A 20,598-nucleotide genomic window follows, 5' to 3' on the forward strand; every position below is an offset into this window, starting at 1 on the left:
GTCGGCACACATGGCCCGGCACCGACGCCGGGCCAGCCTCATTCACTGAGCCTTCACAGAAAATGCCTTGCCGCCCAAGCCGCAGCCTCGGTCCGGCTAGCGGTCTTCGTCTTAGCCAAGATCTTCGAGACATGCACCTCGACGGTACGTTGGGAAATCTCAAGCCGACGCGCTATCTGACGGTTCGCCAAACCGGCAGCGGCCAAAGTAAGCACCTCGCGTTCCCTAGCGGTCAGGCTCACCCCCTCCGGCGGCAGAGACTTCAGGAGAGAATCGATGGAATCTCTACGGTGGCCCGGCCATCGCCGTAGCGTTCGCTCCGCTGAAAGCAACCAGGTTCGAGCCGCCTCCACGTTGCCCAGGTGCTGATGGGCCCGACCCACTATCGCCAGTATCGATGCTCGCAAAGGAGCCTGCGGAGGAACCACGAATTCAGGGCTCTCGGCTACCGACACCGCACCCGCGGCATCACCCTCATGAAAACGCAGCGCCACACACAACGAGTAGGCCTCGTCGAAAGCTCCGGGCACAATCGGCAGAGCAAGGCATTGAGTCACAAACGTGCGCACTTCGGTCGGAGACTGCCGCGCCTCAAGTGCCGCACACGCGACCGCGACGGCTCGATGAGCGCGGCGCCGGTGTTCCTCCACCGTGTTGCTATCACGATAGGTACGCACAGCCTCAGAGATTTGGGCGGCGTCTCCGCCCCGGCACGCCAGCGCTATTTTGAGCCACTGTGGATAGGTGACAGCCCAATGTTTGTCCATGTTGATCGATTCGGACAGGCTGCGACGATACAGCGTCGTGGCGGTTTCGATCTCATTGCGTTCGACGGCTATCAGTCCCGCGTGGGCTGCGAGAACGACGCGCTCGGTCGGATCGGCTTCAATGGGCAAGCGCTCGTGCAGCAACTGCCAGGCACGCTCTTGGAGTCCCTGCTCGATGGCCCGTCCCACCCCGATTCGGGTGATGGTTCCGCCGTGGATGGCCATCCCGAAATCGCCCACGGCCTTCGTCCCCCGCTCATAGAGGTCCCACGCCTCGTCATCATTGAGACGTCCCATTTGAATGAGGAGGAGGTTGTTTACGGCGCGGGCGAGTTTGCGAAGGTCGCCCAGTTTCTCGGCGTTGCGCCATACTCCTTCGAGAGTGGAAACGGCGGACTCCACGTCCCCATTATGGTGCTCAGCCATCGATCGACTGACGGCCAGGGAATGGACTTGTCGTTCCAGACCATGCCTTTTGGCCAGCGGTTCAGCTTGCTCGCACAGTGGAATAATCTTGCCCCACTCTTCGGCCCACACCAGGGCTTGGGCTCGCCCGGTCAAGCAGCGGGCATACTGCACACTGCCCTCTTCGGCCAGCGCCTCCGATCGGTCCAGGCAGGTCCACATATCCCCCACTCGGCCTTCGTGCCAGGCCACTGCCGCCAGTCGCAGGTGCGCCAGGCTCAGGCGCTCCGGGTCTGCCGATAGCGCTATGAGGCGCTGGTAAAACTCTTTTCCGGCGGGGAAGTCGCCCTGCTGGGTTGCGGATTCTCCGGCCAGTTCGAGCAGGTCGATATTGTCGGGCTGAACTTCAAGACCCAGCAACGCCATGTCCAACGCGGCCGTTGAGAGCCATCGGTCGAAGTACTCCCGTCCAGCGGCCAGAGCCGCTTGTACGGTTACCTCGGTTTGGTTGAGGGCGTGGGCGTGGCGCACGATGCCGCTGTAGTCGTTGCGACTTTGGGCCAGGCGGAGGGCTCGGGCGTGAAGCGCGGTCGATTCGGCGGGGAGGACGGTGGAGGCGATCGCCTCCCGGGCCAGAGCATGGCGGAATGAGAGTGTGGTCGCCGGGCCATTGGTGCCCGGGGTTGTGGTGAGAACTCCCGTTTCAATCAGGGTGGTGATCTCCTCGGTGATGTCTTCATCGATGAGGTTGGCCAAGAGTTCCAGGTCGACGGTTTCGCCCAGCTGCGCGATGGTGCGGGCCAGGGCTCGGGCGGAGTCGGGTACATCGGAAAGGCGCGCGCGGATGAGCGCGGCGAGGCGACCGGGCAGGGGCGCGTCAGTGAGGGTACCCGCGTTGATCAGTTCATTGATCCAAAAGGGGTTGCCGCCGGTGCGGCGGTGGATGGTTCGAATGTGATGCGCGGATACGCGTGGTTCTCCCCCGCGGCTGACCAGCTGACCTACTTCGGGCAGGGTCAGGCCGGTCAAGGTGCAGCGGTGGGAGTTGGCCAAGGCGTTGAGGCGAGTTAGAACGTGAGTGACGGCCTGCGGATGGTGGGCTTCGTCGGGGTCGCGGCTTCCGGCGATGAGCATGGCGGGCAGTCCGCGGGTGGCGGCGAGTTCGGCCCACAGGGTGAGGCTTTCCGAGTCAAGCCAGTGCAGATCGTCGACGACGATCAATGCCGGTTCGCCGCTGGTGAGCAGGCGCAGAGCACGGACGCCGACCCGTAGTAGGGCTCGGTCGGGCAACGATAGTGGGCCGTCGACGGGTTGTTGTTGCAGCACGTTCCAGGCCAACGGGTCGGTGTCGGCCGGTCGCTCGTAGGTGGCGGTGGCGGCGGCAAACCAGTCGTGGGGTTCGGCTGCGCTAGCGCGGGCGGTGCCATAGAGCGTGGTGGGCGCGTTGATCCGATCGACAATGGCGTGCAGGAGGCTGGTCTTGCCCATTCCGGCCTCGCCGGTGACGGTGTAGGCCACGGGGCCACTGTGTGGGTCGGCGGCGAGTTTTTCCCAGGCGGTGATGGCTGCGTCGAGGTCTGCGGCGCGGCCGAGGAGGGCGGGTGGGGCACTGTTCGTCACGTGGATCAACTCTACCCAGTTTCTTGGGCCGTCGCGAAATGGGTTAAACACTTCTCTCCTCACATAGCGCCATTGAACTGCGCAGATGTCACTGGTGGCGGCTTTGCGGAGGATACTTACGTAGCGGTACTACGTATAAGTACGTATTGCTGGGGCGGTCGCATCAGACAAAGCTTGTAGGCATGACACATTCACATCTGGCCGTCGAAGCGCAGGCTTTGACGCGCTCATTCACTGTCAAGGGAAAGCCTGACCGGGTGGCTCTCGAATCGCTGGATATCTGCGTGGAGCCCGGGGAGGTTCATGGGCTCTTGGGACCAAATGGCGCGGGTAAGACGACTTTGTGCAAAATCCTCTCCACTGTGTTGCTCCCCACGTCCGGGGAAGCTCGCATCCACGGGTACGACGTCGTGACCGAAGCGAAGTCCGTGCGACCTTTGATCGGCATTGTTTTCGGCGGCGAGAAGGGGCTGTACGCCCGTATGAGCCCCCGCCGAAATCTGCGATTCTGGGCGGCCTTGTATGGGCTGCGCCGCCGGGAAGCCCACCAACGTACGGAGTCGTTGTTGGAGCGGGTGGGCCTGACCCAGCGGGGAGACGATCCGGTGGAGACGTTCTCCCGGGGTATGAAACAGCGCCTGCATCTGGCGCGCGGCCTCATTGGAGATCCCAAGGTCGTGATCCTGGATGAGCCGACGGTGGGTATGGACCCGGTTTCGGCACACGAGTTCCGTGACCTCGTTGAGCAGCTCAGGGCCGAACATAAGGCGGTGCTGCTGACAACGCATGACATGGCCGAGGCCGAGGCATTGTGTGATCAGGTGTCCTTCATCGATAACGGGAGGCTGGTGACTCGGGAAAGTCCCCGTTCGCTGGGGCAGATGTTGAGCCGGTTTGAACGAGTCAGGGCCGGCGGTGTGAATGCCGATCTGGCCGCGCAGGTGGAGGCTTTGCCGGGGGTGGCTCAGGTGCGGCGGCCCGGCAACGACGTCCTCATTGCCGAAACTAGTGAGGATGGGGCGTCACATCGGGTGTTGCGGGCTCTCATCGATGCCGGAATCAGCGACATTTCGACCGACTCCCCCAGTTTGGAGGAGGTCTATTTGCACCTCATCGGCGATCGGGGAATGCAGGTGGCCCAGTGAATGCCACCTATCAAAGACCTGAGTCTCCTGGAAGTGTCGCGTTCGCCCCGGGGTTCTTCGCCGCCATCGGGTTCCAGGTGGCATTGATTCGCAAAGACACCTCGAACCTGTTCTCGTTGATCACGGCTCCGCTGTTCGCGGTGTCGCTCATGGCTGTTATTCAACATAGCGGGCGTACCGACCTTGCCGCCTACGCGGTGGTCGCGCCTGCGATCATGGCGATTTTCAGTATGGCGCTCTTCGAATCTGGCGAAATCATTTCCCGTGACCGTCAGTCGGGGGTTCTGGAAGCCATCATGGCCACTCCGGTGTCACTGTCCTGGGTGGTCTTGGGCCGCGTCGGAGCCATCACTGTCCTGAGTTTGATCGCCGTGCTGGAGTGTTGGTTGGTGGGAGCATTGATGTTCGGCGAATTCGTCTCCATTGGTCATCCACTGTTGTTCGCGGTGACATTGATGGCGCTCTCCTTGGGGGTCGCGTCGACCGGGGTGGTCATGGCGGCGGCCTTTGTGGTCGGCCGATCAGTGCGCAGCTTCCAAAACTCGATCTCCTTCCCGCTGTTCTTGCTGGGCGGCGTGTTGGTGCCAGCTTCGTTCCTGCCTGGGTTTCTACATCCGATTAGCAACGCGTTCTTCTTGTCGTGGGCCACCGATCTTCTCCGCGACTCGCTGACGGCGACGCCCGTTGAGGATGCTCTCTTTCGGCTGGGCGCCATCGTCGGGCTCAGCGCCCTCATGTATGCCCTGGGAATGTGGCTCATGCACCGGCTGTTGGTGCGCATCCGTCGCACGGGAAAGGTCAACTTCGCATGAACAGACTCGCGATTCTGGGCCAGTCCATGTCATCGGGCTCGGCTGATTTCAAACTCGTCTACACCCCCACCTCGTGGGCGACCGGTTGGATGGTGCGCGTCCTAGCGCAAGTGGCCTTCTACAGCATGCTGGGCACGCTCTTGGGAGACCACGAACGCACCCGATACATTCTCATCGGCGCGGCGGTATTCATTGCCGTGCTTGAGCCGATGATGACCACCGCCTCCACGACGTGGGAAAGAGTTGCTGGCACGTTGCCGCTGCTCACGGCCGCCCCGGCGGGTCTGGTCCTCGTCTTCGCCGGTCGTAGCTGGTATTGGGTTGCCACGGGGACGGCATCGTCGTCACTGGCACTACTCATCACCGCACCGATGTTCGGAATCCATATCAGCCTCACCCAGGCGTTTATCGTGGTGCCGCTGCTGTTTGTGGTAGCGCTGACGACCTATGGACTAGCGCTGACGACCGGTTCGCTAGCGTTGCGATTTTACGCGCACCGCAACGTGATCAGCAACGTCGTCGGCCTTGTCCTCATGGCAATCGGCGGGTTTATGGTGCCGGTGACATTCTGGCCCACCGCTGTGCAATGGGTCGCGCATCTCTTCCCCGGCACCCACGGCCTGACCGCCATCCGCGCGGCACTGGAGTCGGCTCCCGCCTCAGAAGTTCTCACCCACGCGGTATACGCCCTTCTTATAGGGCTGTGTTGGGCTTCCGTGGCGATGTGGTCGTTCTGGTTGCTGGCTGCCTCTGGTCGTAAGAGCGGCAACATCGAGTTCGGGGATTAGCCGGTTGGCCGCACACAGAAGTACGGACTTGGACGGGAAACCAAGAACCCCGCCTCTGCGGTGGACGACTAGCTCTTCTCACGGTGTGCCCCAGCGCATTGCAGGCAGTGCTTACCCGGGGTCATGCGGGTAGTCACCAGGCTGCGATGGGGACGCATTCGACGATGAAGAGGACTAAGGTCGCTATCGCTAGAGAGAGGGAAGGGCCGGGCAGAGGGTGTCAACTATTGACTCTGCCCGGCCCACCTCGCGTTAGAGCACCTATGGACTAGTAGGTGTCAGCGGCGAGGAGTTCGATTCGCTTTTCAGCCACTCAGCGAATCGATCATTGTGGATTGTGGGCTCTGCGGGGACGCTAGGCGCCTGGTGTTGAGCGAAGAAGGCGTGTAGTGCCTGCGCCTGTGCGGAGTCGTTGGCCTCGAGACGTTCCCGCCACAGTGGCATCGGAAGGAATTCAGCACCAATGCGCGCGGCCATTTCCTTCCACCTAGTCGACAGGTCTACCGGTTCACCGACGGTCAGATTCCACACTCCACGTGCTCCTCTCATTGCCAGTGCCGCTATATTGCGTGCCGCGACGTCGACCTCTATCCAGGGTTCCCGAATGGGCAGATCAGGAAGTGAGCCCATCGCTTGGCCTACGGCGTCGATTTGACTGACGAGGTCACCGGAGTTGGTGACGTCGGTGCCTGAGGGTGGGACGACACGCCCCAGCCGGTAACAGGCCACAGATAGCCCGGACTCGCCAGCTTGCCGGAGCAGCTCTTCGGCCGCCCACTTGCTGTGTTGGTAGCCGTCGGTCAGCCCATCGTGGTGTGGCACAAAGTCTTCGGGTAGCTCGCGGCCAACCCCGAGCGCCACAGTGGAGACATGGTGGAATGCGGTGCCACTTTCGGCGGCGATCCGCAGCAGCTGGCCCACCGCCAACGTATTGACGCGGCGCAGGCTGGAGTAGCCTCGCCCGAGGCTGACTTCAGCCGCACAGTGGATGATAGTCCCCACCTGCGTAAACATGGCGCGGCCGGTGGCGTCTAGTCCCAGATCGTCGCGGTCGAGTTGGCTCTCCAGAATGTGAAGGCGACCTAGCTGGGATGGGTCGGCTCCGGCGGCGAGGACGGCGGATTCCAGCCGCTTTCGGGTACCTCGTCCTAGGCAGTGAATGTGCCGGTCGGTGGTGCGCAACAGGTGGGCGATAAGCCAAGAGCCGACGAACCCGGTGCCACCGGTGACAGCAATGCTGGTCCCTTGGGGGGCGCGGATGTCGATGGGCTTCCAGGCGGTGTCTGTGGCTAGGTCCCATTCCTCGCCGGTGGCGTCGCCGTCAATTTGGGCTGCGAGTCCGGCGATGGTCGGGGCGGCGAATACGGTCGAGGCGGTGATGTCGCGGCCTAGCTTAGCGCTGAGACGGGAGGCGACGGCTACGGCTTTGAGGGAGGAACCGCCGTGATGGAAGAAGTCGGCATCTCGCCGAGGAGGGGCCGCCCCGAGGACGGCGGTGAAGATGTCGATGACGATCTGTTCGGTCGCGGTGGCGGCCTCGATGTCGCTAGGGCCGGCGGGAATGGCCAGCGAACGGTAGTCGAGTTTGCCGCTGGAGGTACGCGGTATTCGGTCCAGGCGGACGACATGGCTGGGGCGGGCGGCCTCGACTAGGTGGGCGCGGGCGTGATCGTGCAATGCTTCGGCGTCGATATCGCCGCTGACGAAGGCGACAAGCCGCAAAGGGGCGGTCGTTTGGTCAACTAGGACGGCTGCCTCGGCTACATCGGGGTGCCGCAAGAGCACACTTTCAACTTCGAGCGGGTGGACGCGATGGCCCGAGATCTTCACCTCGTCGTCGCTTCGGCCCACGTACGACAAGGTCTGGTCTTCGTGCACAGTCACAACGTCTCCGGTGCGATACCACTGCCGTCCGGCAACGGGCACACTCAGGGATGCGGTTGTGCCGAGGTATCCGCTGGCTAGTCCAGGGCCCGCGATGTAGAGCTCGTTCCCGGGCCCCACAGCGGCGGCGACTCCGGGCAAAGGTGTGCCAAGTCGCAGAGGTTCATGCGGGCGAAGGTCGGCGGCCACACATACGACTGTGGCTTCAGTGGGCCCGTAGGTGTTGATAAGTCTCACTTGAGAGCCTATGACCGCATGCCACTGAGCCAGACGTTCGGTGGCGGCGGCCTCGCCGCCAATGATGACGGTATGCACAGTGGGCGGCAAGCTGATCTGGCCCGTGTGAAGGGCCAGCGTGAGTTCGTGCCAGTAGGCGGTCGGCAAGTCAAGAATCGAGATGGAATTGCGGTGCACGAATTCCATGAAGGCCCGTAGGGATTCGGTGGCTGACTCGTCGCGAAGGACCAGGCAGCCTCCGGCGGCCAGCGTCACGAACACCTCTTCGACGTGGGCGTCAAAGTGCAACGGCGCAAACTGAAGCACCCGGTCTTGAGCGGAGAAGCCGTATCGTTCCAGGGCGGAGGAGACGAAGAAGTCGCGAGCCGCATGTGAGACGCGGACCCCCTTGGGGTCTCCAGTCGAACCCGACGTGAAGATGACATAGGCGTCGTTCTCAGCTCTAGCTGGCGCACGCTGCGGAGTGCCGGTGGGCAACGGTGAACTCAACCGCATGCGCGGCACGGCCGAGGCGATAATGGCGTCCCGCCGCTCAGGTGAGGCCCCTGGGTCAAGCGGCACATAGGCTAGGCCCGCATAGTGCACCGCGAGTATCGCGACAATGGCCTCGGCGCCCCGTGGCAGGTCCAATGCCACTAGCTCCCCCGGGCGGGCCCCCTGTTCGATGAGCGCCCCGGCCACTTCCTCCGCTCGCTGTTGCAGGTCACGGTAGGTGAGCCGCTGTTGCCCATCGATGAGGGCAACGGCGTCGGGAGCGGTGGCGACATGACGGTCCAGCCGTTCGGTCATCGTCACAGTCTTCGGGGCCGGAGTGGCGGCGAGTTCGCGCCATTGTCCCACCGGTGTGGAGCGCTGGGTGAGCATCGTAATGATGTCCTCAGCGATGCCGGGCAGATCCTCGGGGCGGTAACAGTCCGGGTTCGCCTCCATCGTCAACGCGTGCGGACCATGGGCGGTGATCGACAAATCGTCCACGGGACCGGCTGTGATCGGGTGGAGGCGCACCTCGCAGCCGGGAATCTGGGGAGGGTCGAAAAACGGTATGACGTTCACGACGGGGGCGAAGAGTCTCTGGCGGCTCGGAGACAGGCCCAGGTCCCGCCGCAGCCACTCATAGCGGTATCGCAGGTGCGGCCTACTGGCTTTGATGGTCGCGGACACCTGATCGGTCAGGTCTTGCACGCTGGCTTTCGCCCGGATGTCGACGGGTATGGGGACGATGTTCATGACCATCCCCGGTGTGCGAGCGGCGGGCCCCGTGCGTCCTGATACCGGCAATCCGATGACCGGGCGCTGGGTGCCCCGCCGCCGATGCAGTGCGGCTGCCACTGCGGCTAGCAAACGATGCGGCCAGGCTCCACCGCTTTCGGCCAGCGCGTTGGGCGGCAACGTGATGCGGTGAAGTAGCGGCTCGGCCCGAGGGAAGCCAATGGTGTCGCTGAAGCCGGTCGCTGTCGCATCGTCGAGTAGGCGCAGCCAGTATTCGCGGTCGGATTCGCGCTCGGGGCTGGCCTGGTAGGCCTGGTCGGCTCGCAGGAGTGTCTCCAGGTCTCCAAAGCCATCGCGGGTACGCATGGCGTCGCGGTAGCGGCGGCTGACCTGGGCGTAAAGCATTGAGTAGCCGTATCCGTCCGATACCAGGTGGTGTGCCTGGAGGTACCACAGCGCTTTGCCACCTCCGGTGAACAAGGCGGTCCGAAATAGTGGACCGTTGGCCACATCGGCGGCGGTGGACCGCCACTGGCGCATGAAGGGTTCGGCGGCGGCCCACAGGTCCACGTGTTCGCCGAGGTCGACGTGTTCCAGCTGCCAGTCAGCGGCCTGGTCGATGATCTGATGAGCTTCGCCATCGGCGGTCTCGACAAACCGCGTGTGGAAGGCGGTCGCTTCGCGCATCGTCGCGTTGATGCAGTCGCGCAGCCGGCTGCGATCGACCGGCCCGATGATTTCGCAGGCTACCGCTGTCCAATATCCGGGGTAGGCGGGGTCGAGCTTCTGGCCGCGATAGATGCCCTCCGCTGCCGATGTCAGTGGCAATTGCGTTGGGGGCACGTTGGTCGCTCTCACCGTCGAGGCGTAGTCGTCGCTGGTCATGGTCGGTCCTTCGCAGGGCTGATGTGGCTACGGCGTTGGGGACGTGGTTCAGGAGGACACCGAGGTGATGTGCCTTGGTCTGGCTTCGGTGGCGTAGCGGCGGGCGATGACGGCTTTGGCGAGCTGAGCGAGCCGGTGAGAGGTCTCATCGATGTCGATGCAGGCGTCGGTCACGCTGACCCCGTATTCCAAGGGCTCGCCCAGGGCTTGCCGGCCCGGCCGCAAGTACGATTCGAGCATGACGCCAGCGATGCCGTTTTGGCCCTCACCCACTTGTTCGCAGACTGCCTCGACCACAGCTCCTTGACGGCGATGGTCTTTCCCGCTATTGCCGTGTGAACAATCGATAACCAAGCGCGGGTTCTGCTGTGAGCTGGAAAGTTCCAGCAGGGAGCGTTCAATGTGGGCGGTGCTGTAGTTGGGTCCATCGTCGCCACCACGCAGCACCAGGTGGGCGTTGGGGTTGCCCGCGGAGTGATAGGAGCGCAGTTCTCCTTTGGCGTCCAGGTTGAGCATGGGTTGACTGCGGCCCGCGACTGCGACCGCGTCAATGGCGGGTCCGATCGCGCCGTCGGCTCGGTTCTTCATGCCCACTGGCATCGGCAGGTCCGAGGCGAGGCGTCGGTGGACGGGAGACTCGACGGTTCGCGCGCCGATGGCGGCCCATGAGACCAATTCACTCACGTAGGGAGCCAGATACGGATCGACGAATTCGTTGGCTATGGGCAGGTCGAGGGCGGCGATGGCGGCGAACATGCGGCGGGCCAGCTCGATGCCCTCGACGGCCGATCCGGTTCCATCCAGCTGAGGGTCAAGTAGCAGGCCCGGCCATCCGTGGCGGGTGCGTGGCTTCTCCACATAAACGCGGACGACAATCAGCAGTTCGTCCGAGTGCTCGGCGGCTAGGAGTCGCAGGCGGGCCGCGTATTCGTGCATCCCTTGAGGGTCGTGCGCGGAGCAGGGTCCCACAATGGCCAATAGTCGATCGTCTCGGCCCTGCACGATGTCGCCGATAGCGCGACGGTGGGAGGTGACTCTTTCGATGAGGTCGGGGTGTTGCCCGGCCTCGGAGAGGGTGGGAACGTTGCGCATCACTCACCGACCAAACTGGAATGGAATCCGCGGATAGTGGGGTCGGCGGCCAGATCGGTGAAGGATACTTCCAAACCCGCCGCTTTCCACGTCTCGATGAGGCTCATGACGCGAATGGAGTCGAGGCCCGCGTCCATCAGGTTCTCATCGTCCTCGGCGGGCTCATCCAGCAGCGCCAGCACGGCTTTACGCACGTCGTCCACGCTCGGGAGGGGGGCTGGCCCGGCCAGTTGGGCAGTCGTGGTGACAACCGAACTGGTGGCGCAGAGGTGGTCAAGGGCGCCTAGGTGGCGTTCCCGGTTGAAGTCGGCGATGGCGTCGGCGACGACAAACGGGGCGATGCCGAGGCTGAAGGAGTCCAGGGCCGTGGCGGTGATCCCGATATGCGCGTATACACCGCTGATGACCAGCTGGTCTCGGCCTAGGGTACGCAGGTGCTCGGCAAGGTCGCTGTCGAAGTAGGCGCTGTAGCGGCGTTTGGTGATGATGTGATCATTCGGGTGTGGTTTCAATGGGTCGATAATGGCGACACGGTGGTCAGGCCCCGGCCCCCACCGGTCGCTGAGTAGCCCGCGTTCCTGCGTGGTTTGGTGCGGTGGCTGCGCGGTGTAGATGGTGGGGAGGCCCAGGGACCGTAGGCGGTTGATGTTGGCCACCAGCTGCGGGTAGCCCGCCTCTCCGTAGAAGGCCAGAAAGTATTCCTGCATATCGTGGATGAGCAGGGCGGCCCGGTGGGGATCGAATTCCCAGGACAGCTTCGGTTCGGGAAGTTCGGACGCGATCGGCAACGGGTAGGGCTGCAAGCGGGGAGGAATCACGGCCTCATCTCTTCTCTGAGTAGTTTCTTGTCGATTTTTCCGATGGCGGTGTGGGGTAGTTCTGGGAGGAACCGCACCAGGTCGGGGATCTTGTAGTGGGCCAAGCCGCTATGGCGGACGAAGGCGCGCACGGCTTTGGCGGTGAGGTCGGGGTTGGTGGTGACACAGACGGCACAGGACCGTTGGCCGAGCCGATCATCAGGCAAGCCAATGACGGCGGCGTCCACAATGTCGGGATGGCTACGTAGCCATTGTTCGACCTCGGGCGCGGAGATCTTCTCTCCCCCGCGATTGACCTGGTCTTTGGCACGGCCGCACACCACTAGGTTGCCGCTGGCGTTTTGACGGACGATGTCACCGGTGCGATAGAAGCCATCGGTGGTGAAAGCGGTCGCGTTGTGGTCATCGGCGCGGTAGTAGCCCCGAATCGTGTAGGGGCCACGGGTGAGAAGATGACCGGGTTCTCCCAGCGCTACAGGCTGATCAGTCTCATCCACGATGCGAATCTCGTCGGCGGGGCTCGCTGGTCGTCCCTGTGTGCGGTAAATGACCTCGTCGGTGTCGCTAAATCGCGTGTAGCAAACGAGACCCTCGGCCATACCAAAGACTTGCTGGAGTCCGGCCCCCAAGATCTTGGGCACCTCCCGGGCGCGCTCGGAGTCGAACACGGCTCCGCCGACTTGGAGAGTTTGCAGGAACTCGGGCATCCAGCCGCGCGCTTGTGCCGCGTCCATCCACATGTTCGCCAACGCTGGCACCGCGCTAGTGAAGGTGACGCGATGGCGGTCGATGAGGTCGAAGACTGTCTCGGGGCTAGGGTCCTCCGCGTAGACGACTTGGGCTCCGGCGTAGAGGGCACCGAGTACCCCTGGGGAGGAGAGCGGGAAGTTGTGGGCTGTTGGCAATGCGCACAAGAACACGGTTTCGGAATCAAGTTCGCACACCTCGGCGGCCGCTCGCACGCTGTAGAGGTAGTCGTCGTGAGTGCGGGGAATCAGTTTTGGTACGCCAGTCGATCCGCCACTGAGCTGCATAAGAGCCAGTTCACTAGCGGTGGGCGGCTCGGGAAGGCTCGTGGGGTCGCCACTCATGGCCATCACGTCGGTCATGGTGAAGATCTGGGCGGCGTCATTACCCACCTCGCGGGCTATGTGTTCATACTCGCCGCCACCGGGATGGATATAGGCCGCGGCTGCGGTGTGGCGGCAGAAGTAGCCGATCTCGACCTTGCGGTGAGCTGGCAGAGCGCACACTGGCACGACCCCGAGGCGAAATAGTGCGAACATCAGGATCAGGTATTGGCAGGTGTTCTGAGCTTGGACGACGGCGATATCGCCGCGCCGGAGGCCGTTCTCGTACAGTCCGGAGGCCACTAGCAGGGCGTTTTCGCGTAGTTGGGCGTAGGTGAGGGTGCGGATGGAGTCGACAGCGGCCACTTGGTCTGGCTGGGATGCGACCCGTTGGTCGAGAAGGTCGACAAAGGTCAGTCCGGACCAATAGCCATCTTTGCGGTATCGGTCAGCGAATTCATCCGGCCACGGTGTGAATGGAGCGTCCATTGTCTACCTTTCCAGTGTAGTGGCTCAGTACGCCTTGCATGGTGGCGAGTTTGGCGTCGGTTTCGGCCAATTCGGACTCTGGCGTCGAGCCCTCGACGACTCCGGCCCCGGCATAGAGGCGAACGGTGGTAGCGGTGGCTTCGGCACAGCGGATGGTGACGGCCCACTGTCCATTGCCACGCGCGTCGGACCAGCCGACCATGCCGGTGTAAAAGCCACGGTCATAGCCTTCGAGGTCGTCGATGACGGCACGGGCGGTCGCCGTGGGAGTGCCGCATACGGCCGGGGTCGGGTGCAGGGCGTGGGCCAAAGCCAGGGCTGGGGGCGCGTCGGGTAGCAATCGGCCGGTGATGACGGTGCCTAGGTGCAGCATGCGGGAGGCTGCGACCACGGAGGGAGCGGTGGGGACGGAAAGTTCACGGCAGTATGGCGCCAACGCGGTGGCGATGGTGTCGACGACGAAAGCGTGTTCGCGACGGTCCTTGTCGGATTCCATAAGGTCGAGTCCGCGAGTGGTGTCCACATGCGGGTCACCTGAACGCGGCCGGGAGCCAGCCAGCGGCAAAGCCCGCACGGTATCGCCTTTGCGAGAAATCAGCAGTTCGGGGCTGGCACCCAGGAGCGTGCGTCGCTCGGGCAACTCGCAAGCGAACACATAGCCGTCACTTTGCTGGTGGCGCAGTATGCGCAGAGTCTGGGGAACGTCGAGGGGGCGTTGCAGTGGCACCTCGACGCTGCGGGTGAGCACGACCTTGTCGAGCTGTCGGGCATGAATACTGCCAAGGGCGGCGGCGACCGACTTCTCATACTCTTGTGGAGAGGGGACACATTCCCCGACGCCAGATTGTGGGCCAGTGACGGCCAGTGGCTGGCCTTCCAAGGCACTGGCCCATTGATAGGACTCAGGGACGACCAGGTGTGCCTGGGCGGTATCGGAGAACGGCACTGCCCCGACCAGGATTTCGTTTGGCCCCAGAGATTTCAGTACGGCGTGGGCGCGCATCCCGGCGTCGCCGCTGCGTCCTGGCAAGGTCACGGAGTGGCCGGTGGCGACTAGCGAGGCGTCCTTTGTTCCGAAGAAGAACGACTGTCCGATCGCATAGCCATCGACTGGGTGCATGGTTGCTCCTGGTTGGGTGGGGTAAGGAGGAAGTTTCGAGGTGATGACCGCTCAGGGCATCTGCTTTGTGCCGCTGGGAATCGAGTGCGGCCGAGGCCTGCTCAGTGGGAGGAGTGGAGGATGGTTGGCCGAGGAGCACCTCAGCGCAACGAGGCGCCGCCATCGACGGTGAGTTCTTGCATGGTGATGTGTCTGGCCTGTTCGGAAGCCAGATAGACCACCGCGTCGGCGATATCATCGGGCGTGGCAATGCGCCGGAGGGGGATGCCCAAGCGGTGCTGGGATAGGTTCCCCTCGATGAGGGAGGTGGCACCTTTTCCGGCCAACAAGTCCTGCAGCATGGGTGTGTCGGTCGAACCGGGTGCGACGACATTGCATCTAATCCCATGAGCGGCCAGCTCTAGACCGAAACAGCGCGTCAGGTGTGCGGCCGCGGCTTTGCTGGCGGCGTACGCTCCCAAGTCCATGCGTGGGACCAATGCGGCGTTGGAGGCGACGGTGACGATCGCCCCTGCCTTTCGTTGGGCCATTCGAGAGCCCACGGCGCGTGTCACGTAGAAGACACCAGTGGCGTTGACCGCCTGCGTCTTTTCCCAATCGGCGTCGGTCATGTCCAAGAGCGAACCCGGCCGCAGGATGCCCGCGCAATTGACGAGGGTGACTATCTTCCCAAGTTCGGATTCGATGACCTCGACCGCGTTGTCGACGGCTACCGAGTCGGTGACGTCCACGTGATAGCCGTGTGGCAGCCCCACAATCTCAGGGTCGAGGTCGCAGGCCGCCACGCACTGCCCGGCCGAGCGAAACGCGGCGGTAACGGCTGCTCCGATGCCCGATTGCGCCCCGGTCACCATTACCACTGTGCGGTTCTCGTGCACGGTCATTGCGCCTCCTAGTAATCAAATCAGGGCGGTGCGGCGATTGCGCCACCCCATTGAATCTTAGGTTAGGCTAACCTAAATCACTTCGGGATGACAACCGGTACGCCATCAGATGGGGCGAGGACCACATCTGACTCCACCTCGTACAGTTCGCGCACCAGATCCGTTGTGACAACAGCACTTGGGGACCCTTTGGCAACGACGAGCCCCTCCTTCATCGCCACCACGATGTCGGCATACCGGGCAGCGGCAACCAGATCGTGGAGGACCATAATCGCGGTGCGGCCATGGTCAGCCGCAGCCCTGATCAACTCCAACACCTCCACGGCATGCCCCAGATCCAGCGCACTAGTGGGCTCGTCCAACGCCAGTAGCGGCGTCTCTTGCGCCAGGGACATCGCCAGCCAACAACGTTGCCGCTGCCCGCCTGAGAGCGTCTCCAACGGGCGATCGGCCAGCGCCACTACCCCAGTGTCGACCATGGCCCGGTACACGGCCTCGTCATCAGACTGCGACCACTGCCGCAGTAGCCCTTGGTGGGGATGCCTGCCAAATGAGATCAAGTGCCGCACCGTTATCGCCTCGGGGGCCAAGGGGGATTGCGGCAAGAGCGCGATCCGGTGGGCCACTTCTCGTGGCTTGAGCGACCACACGTCGTCGCCTCGCATGAGAATCCTGCCGGAGTCAGGCTTGTGCAAGCGGGCGATCGTCTTCAACAATGTGGACTTTCCACAACCGTTGGGCCCCACAATGGCCACGATCGAACCCTCGGGCACCTCCAGACTCACGCCCCGCACCGCTGGCACCCCGGGAAAGGAGGCCACCACATCGACTACTTCCAGTTCCACCACTTCAGACCTTTCGCGTCAACAAGACCCACAACAAGAACGGACCGCCCAACAGACTGGTTAGGACGCCAACGGGCACCTCTGCGGCCCCCACGACCCGACCGAGTGTGTCGCATAGCGTCACCAGAGCCGCCCCACTCAGCGCGGACACCAACAGCGGTACTCCACGCGGCCCGGCTAGGCGGCTGGCGATGATGGGGGCGGCCAAGGCGATAAAGGCAATCGGGCCTCCCACGCCGACTCCCAGGCCCGCCAAACCGACTGCCACGATCAAGGCGGCGAAGCGGACCCGATTCAGGGGAACCCCCAGGGTTGTTGGCACCTCCTCCCCCAGCCGGGACAGGTTCAACCGGCGTGCCACCGCCAAGGCCACGGGCAACAGCACCGCCAGACCGATTGCCACTGGCAGGGCCGATGAATAGTCCCTGCCGTTGAGATAGCCCAAAGACCAGGTGTAGAGGCTACGGGCGGCATCAAGGTCTTGGCGAGCCAGAGTCAGCTGCACCAGCGAATCGAGCATGACGGCCACCCCGATGCCGACTACGAGGACGCGGTACCCCGTGGTGCCCATACTTCCCGCGGCCGCCACCACAATCGCGGCGGCGACTGCGGCCCCCGCTGGGCCAGCCCACCAGGCGCCAATTGCCGCCGCGGAGGAAGCAATCGCGACAAGCAACACGCCAGCCACAGCCCCGTCGTTAACGCCGATGATGTCGGGGGTGGCAAGCCGGTTGCGCGCCAATGTTTGAATCAAACAGCCCGCGACCCCGAGCGCGGCTCCAGCAGCAGCGCCCGCTGCGAATCGCGGTAGTCGCAATACCTGCACAATCTGTGTCTGGACTTGTGTGCCTTCGCCGAAGAGGGCTTTCACAGCCGTGAAACCCGTGGTCTCACCGGAACCCACCGCCACTGACAAGCATGCCGAGACGAACAAGAGTAGCCCCAGGCCAACCACAGCGGCACTGGCGCGTTTGGAAACGAGGAAAGAATACGAACCAGCCCGCACAGTCCACACGTCCGGATGCAAGTGGTGGCGATTTAGCCCGGTGCTCAGTTCAGGCATAGGATGCGTCATTCAGTGTCCTCCAGGTCGACGCAGGGTCATCATGCCGCGCGAACGAGCGATCACAATGAGCAACGGCCCGCCGATAACGGCGAGGATGACTCCAGCCGGGGCCTCATAGGGGCGAATAATCACGCGGGCCCCGATATCGGCCAGGATCAACACGCATCCGCCGATCCATCCGGCCAACAGCAGTTGCACACTGAACTTTTCCGGCTCGATGCGGCGTGCGACGAAGGCGGCCAGCAACCCCAAGAACGCGATCGGACCGCACAAGGCCACGGCGGCACCGGCCAGACAGGTGACAGCCATGATCGCCACCACCCGGGTGGTGGCGGGCCGGTGCCCCAATGCGGTGGCGACGTCGTCTCCCAGAGCTAGTGCCCCGGTGGGCCGAGCGAATATCAACGCCAAGGCGATGCCGAGGGCGAAGATCGGGAGCACGGCCAGAAATTCCCCGGTGGATATTCCCGATAGCGAGCCCAAGATCCAGTAGCGGTAACGATCGTAGGAGACGTCCGAGGAGGTCAATAGGAACGAGGTCGCGCCGCGGAAGGTGGCCGCTAGCGCGACTCCGGCCAAGACCAAATGCAACGGGGTGAGTTTGTTCTTGGTCGATGAGGCGATCGCCACAACGATAAGTGAGGCTCCGAGAGCTCCTAGTAGCGCCGCGACGATGGAGGCGGAGGAGGAATCAACTCCGAAGAGGCTGATGAGCGCGACGACTCCCAAAGCGGCTCCGGCGTTGACGCCCATGAGCCCGGGGTCAGCCAGTGGGTTACGCGTGATCGATTGGAGGAGGCATCCGGCGATGCCCAATGCCGCGCCCGCGCTAAGAGCTACTAGGGTGCGCGGCAGGCGCAGAGTGGTCATCACCATATGGAGGTGGTCGTTGGCGCGGGCCTCTGCGTTGCCGAGCAGGAACTTCGCTGACTGCCAGATTCCGTGTTCACCACCGCCGATGACCATGGATGCGGCTAGGAGGAACGCCAGGCTCAACAGCGGCACCCACACTGACATGGCTGAACGCTTCTTCAGGGGTGTGCGCGTTGGCTGCTTCGGCGGCAGAGTTGCCGATGCATTTTTCATTAGGCTAGGCTAACCTAACGAAATCAGCGGGCCCGGTCGCCCACCACAGACGTTCTCAGATTCACTCCTGAGCATGTAGGCGGTAATACTGCCAGCATTTTCGCTTGCACCGCAACGGCTGTCACCACATTCGCGCCGGGCTCGACCCTGTCAGAAAAGAGAGATGTACCTATGTCCTGGTCAATGACGAGCCGAGTGTTCTCGGTCACGGCGGTGGGGATTCTCGCCCTCTCCGCATGTGGGTCCGACAACGGCGACGACAACTCCAGCGTTGAAGCCGATACGCGCACCATCACCGACGCGCAAGGCACCGAGGTTGACGTACCCACCAACCCCGAACGAGTCGTGGCGCTTTCCGAACAAGATCTCGACGCGATGCTCGCGCTGGACTTGAAACCTATCGGGACCGTCAACGGGCGCGGCCAAAACACACCCCCCGCCTACCTGGAGGACGCCGCCGACATCGACATCGTCGGCAACATCGGAGAGATTTCCCTGGACTCGGTCCTAGAACTCGAACCCGACCTCGTGCTCTTCGGCGCCTCTCACGACCAAGAAGTTCTCGACCAGGTACGGGAGCTAGTTCCTGCCACAGTCGTGACCTACGAACTTGACGCCGACTGGAAGAGTGCGTTCCTAGGCACAGCCGAGGCGCTCAACGCCACCGACGCGGCTCAAGCGTGGCTCCAGGAGTACCAAGAAACCGCCGACACCGTTGCCGCCGGGCTCGGTGATGAGGCTGGAGCCGAGGTCAGCCTCATTCGATGGAGCCCCGATGGGCCGTCCATCATGCACGAAGGCGCCTTCGCGAGTCTGGTTATTCAAGACTTGGGGCTCAACCGCCCCGAAACCCAGCACATTGACGGATTCTCACACTCCGACCCGCTCAGCCTCGAAAACCTCTCCCAGATCGATGCTGACTGGCTCTTCGTCGGCACCCTCGTTCCAGGCAGTGACGAAGCGCTACAAGAGGCCCGAAACACCCCCGCCTTTGCCCAACTCGACGTTGTGGACAACGACCGATTCATCGAAGTCGACGGCACACTGTGGACCTCGCGCGGCGGGCCCATCGCCGCCGAACAGATCACCACCGAAATCGCCCAACACTTGGGAGGGTAAACACATGACGTTCACTTCGCACGCCCGCGTGGACACCGATCGACCCGCGCGTTACCTCAAACAGCTATGCAGTCACTTCGACCGCAAGGCGAACTCAACTTTTGACGAAGAAAAGGGCCGCACCGACTTCGAATTCGGTGTCTGTGAATTCCTTGTCGAACAAGGGGCTCTCGTCCTGGATCTCACCGCCGGGGACCTCGACCAGCTCGACAAGCTTGAGTTCGTCGTCGGTGACCACTTGGAGCGTTTCGGCAAGAAGGATGGCCTAGCCGTCAACTGGAAACGCGACTGAGGCGACGTCGAACCACGCCGCCTCGCCCGCGCATCGCCACCAACCAACGACAAAAGCGCTGACACAAGGTCGCAAGTTTACCCAGGTAAACAAGTCAATGGACACGCAGCATGCGCCCTAGGCGCTAGCGTCAACGATGGGCGGGCGAGGCCAACAATTCACTGCCATCACGTTCGACAACCGCCAATGCCGACCGATCGGTCACGACAGCGACGGTCGCGAGGTGACCGGTACGGGCACTCACATCACGCATCAGCATGGGCCCTGGCGCATCTTGATAACGCAAGAGAGCGGCACTTTGATCGGGACCGGTGACCGAAATATCCGTCATCGCCACTCGCAGCCCCACTCCCGCCGCCTTCAAGACCGCCTCTTTGCGCACCCAATATCGCAAAAATCCGCTATCGTACTGGGATTCTGGCAACGAGCGCAAGGTTCTACGTTCCCCTTCGGTGAGCACCAACTCATCGACCTCCGGCACCCTCTGGCTCGTCGGCTCCACATCGAGACCAATGGGACCGGCCTGCGTCAACGCCACCCCAACCAGATCTCCCGCATGAGAGACCGAAATGTGCCACGTATCGCCTGGAACGCGCGGCCGCCCATGGGGACGCTCACAATCGTCGCAGTGCCGACTCAGCGCGACATCTACCGGATGTTTCCCCAGTAGCCGCGCCAACGCCAAGCGAGTCATGACGCAACCTACGATGAAACGATTCTGGTCCACCGGTTGACGGTAGGCCCGGGCCCGCCCCCGTTCCTCGGGATTAAGCAAGTCGAAATGATGGCGCTGGGCTTGATCAGGCTGGCCCCACCAAACGGTGCACGTCGCCGAGTACCCCGAGGCGTCAACCACCGTGGAACCATCACGGTCGACATCTGTTCGCACGTCCATGACCCTAACCTAGATGGGCCGAGCCTAGGTGGTTCCACAGCGGGGCCACATTGCCCCACAGCTTGCCTGC

General features: G+C 63.1%; 16 protein-coding genes. 5 read left to right on the forward strand and 11 right to left on the reverse strand.

The features are described from left to right. Nucleotides 1–53: 53 nt before the first annotated feature. Complete coding sequence (locus JQS30_RS09065; RefSeq protein WP_213169970.1) at nt 54–2,792, reverse strand: ATP-binding protein; 2,739 nt, start codon at nt 2,790–2,792, stop codon at nt 54–56. 182 nt (nt 2,793–2,974) lie between these two features. Here JQS30_RS09065 and JQS30_RS09070 point away from each other — a divergent pair, with 182 nt between their 5' ends. From JQS30_RS09070 to JQS30_RS09080, 3 genes are read left to right on the forward strand one after another with little or no spacing between them, the layout of a single operon-like run. Further along, a complete protein-coding gene (locus JQS30_RS09070) occupies nt 2,975–3,937 on the forward strand; it encodes an ABC transporter ATP-binding protein (RefSeq protein ID WP_213169971.1) in 963 nt (320 codons plus the stop codon). Continuing rightward, on the forward strand, nt 3,934–4,749 hold the full coding sequence (locus JQS30_RS09075) for an ABC transporter permease (protein WP_213169972.1): 816 nt from the start codon (nt 3,934–3,936) through the stop codon (nt 4,747–4,749). Before JQS30_RS09070 ends, JQS30_RS09075 begins: the two co-directional genes overlap by 4 nt. Beyond that, entirely contained in the window at nt 4,746–5,537 is a 792-nt protein-coding gene (locus JQS30_RS09080; protein WP_213169973.1) for an ABC transporter permease, read from the forward strand. Before JQS30_RS09075 ends, JQS30_RS09080 begins: the two co-directional genes overlap by 4 nt. A 261-nt stretch (nt 5,538–5,798) precedes the next feature. Here JQS30_RS09080 and JQS30_RS09085 read toward each other — a convergent pair whose 3' ends face one another. The 9 genes from JQS30_RS09085 to JQS30_RS09125 all read right to left on the reverse strand — a co-directional run bounded on the left by JQS30_RS09085 (nt 5,799) and on the right by JQS30_RS09125 (nt 18,222). Next, complete coding sequence (locus JQS30_RS09085; protein WP_213169974.1) at nt 5,799–9,752, reverse strand: AMP-binding protein; 3,954 nt, start codon at nt 9,750–9,752, stop codon at nt 5,799–5,801. Nucleotides 9,753–9,800: 48 nt separating this feature from the next. Beyond that, nucleotides 9,801–10,844 (reverse strand): 3-deoxy-7-phosphoheptulonate synthase, encoded by a 1,044-nt coding sequence (locus JQS30_RS09090; protein ID WP_213169975.1) that lies wholly within the window; start codon nt 10,842–10,844, stop codon nt 9,801–9,803. Then, complete coding sequence (locus tag JQS30_RS09095) at nt 10,844–11,662, reverse strand: isochorismatase family protein (RefSeq protein WP_213169976.1); 819 nt, start codon at nt 11,660–11,662, stop codon at nt 10,844–10,846. The genes JQS30_RS09090 and JQS30_RS09095 overlap by 1 nt, the downstream gene beginning before the upstream one ends. Further along, on the reverse strand, nt 11,659–13,221 hold the full coding sequence (locus JQS30_RS09100) for a (2,3-dihydroxybenzoyl)adenylate synthase (RefSeq protein ID WP_213169977.1): 1,563 nt from the start codon (nt 13,219–13,221) through the stop codon (nt 11,659–11,661). The genes JQS30_RS09095 and JQS30_RS09100 overlap by 4 nt, the downstream gene beginning before the upstream one ends. Beyond that, nucleotides 13,190–14,341: an isochorismate synthase gene (locus tag JQS30_RS09105; RefSeq protein ID WP_213169978.1), complete on the reverse strand. Its 1,152-nt coding sequence runs from the start codon at nt 14,339–14,341 to the stop codon at nt 13,190–13,192. Before JQS30_RS09105 ends, JQS30_RS09100 begins: the two co-directional genes overlap by 32 nt. A 140-nt stretch (nt 14,342–14,481) precedes the next feature. After that, nucleotides 14,482–15,225: an SDR family oxidoreductase gene (locus JQS30_RS09110; RefSeq protein WP_213169979.1), complete on the reverse strand. Its 744-nt coding sequence runs from the start codon at nt 15,223–15,225 to the stop codon at nt 14,482–14,484. Between the two features lie 77 nt (nt 15,226–15,302). After that, entirely contained in the window at nt 15,303–16,070 is a 768-nt protein-coding gene (locus JQS30_RS09115; RefSeq protein ID WP_213169980.1) for an ABC transporter ATP-binding protein, read from the reverse strand. 4 nt (nt 16,071–16,074) lie between these two features. Then, nucleotides 16,075–17,145 carry a FecCD family ABC transporter permease gene (locus JQS30_RS09120; RefSeq protein ID WP_246497835.1) on the reverse strand — a complete coding sequence of 357 codons (1,071 nt, stop codon included), beginning with the start codon at nt 17,143–17,145 and terminating at the stop codon, nt 16,075–16,077. Next, a complete protein-coding gene (locus JQS30_RS09125) occupies nt 17,146–18,222 on the reverse strand; it encodes a FecCD family ABC transporter permease (RefSeq protein WP_213169981.1) in 1,077 nt (358 codons plus the stop codon). Nucleotides 18,223–18,393: 171 nt separating this feature from the next. Here JQS30_RS09125 and JQS30_RS09130 point away from each other — a divergent pair, with 171 nt between their 5' ends. Beyond that, the gene (locus JQS30_RS09130; RefSeq protein WP_213169982.1) at nt 18,394–19,341 is read left to right on the forward strand and encodes an ABC transporter substrate-binding protein; all 948 of its coding nucleotides are present in this window, start codon (nt 18,394–18,396) and stop codon (nt 19,339–19,341) included. 4 nt (nt 19,342–19,345) lie between these two features. Then, nucleotides 19,346–19,633, forward strand: a complete 288-nt coding sequence (locus JQS30_RS09135; protein ID WP_213169983.1) for a DUF2218 domain-containing protein — start codon at nt 19,346–19,348, stop codon at nt 19,631–19,633. A gap of 130 nt (nt 19,634–19,763) precedes the next feature. On the opposite strand, the gene JQS30_RS09140 is transcribed toward JQS30_RS09135, so the two are convergent. Then, the gene (locus JQS30_RS09140) at nt 19,764–20,528 is read right to left on the reverse strand and encodes a 4'-phosphopantetheinyl transferase family protein (RefSeq protein WP_213169984.1); all 765 of its coding nucleotides are present in this window, start codon (nt 20,526–20,528) and stop codon (nt 19,764–19,766) included. Between the last annotated feature and the right edge of the window lie 70 nt (nt 20,529–20,598).

This window comes from Natronoglycomyces albus (genome assembly GCF_016925535.1).
Classification (GTDB): Bacteria; Actinomycetota; Actinomycetes; order Mycobacteriales; family Micromonosporaceae; genus Natronoglycomyces; species Natronoglycomyces albus.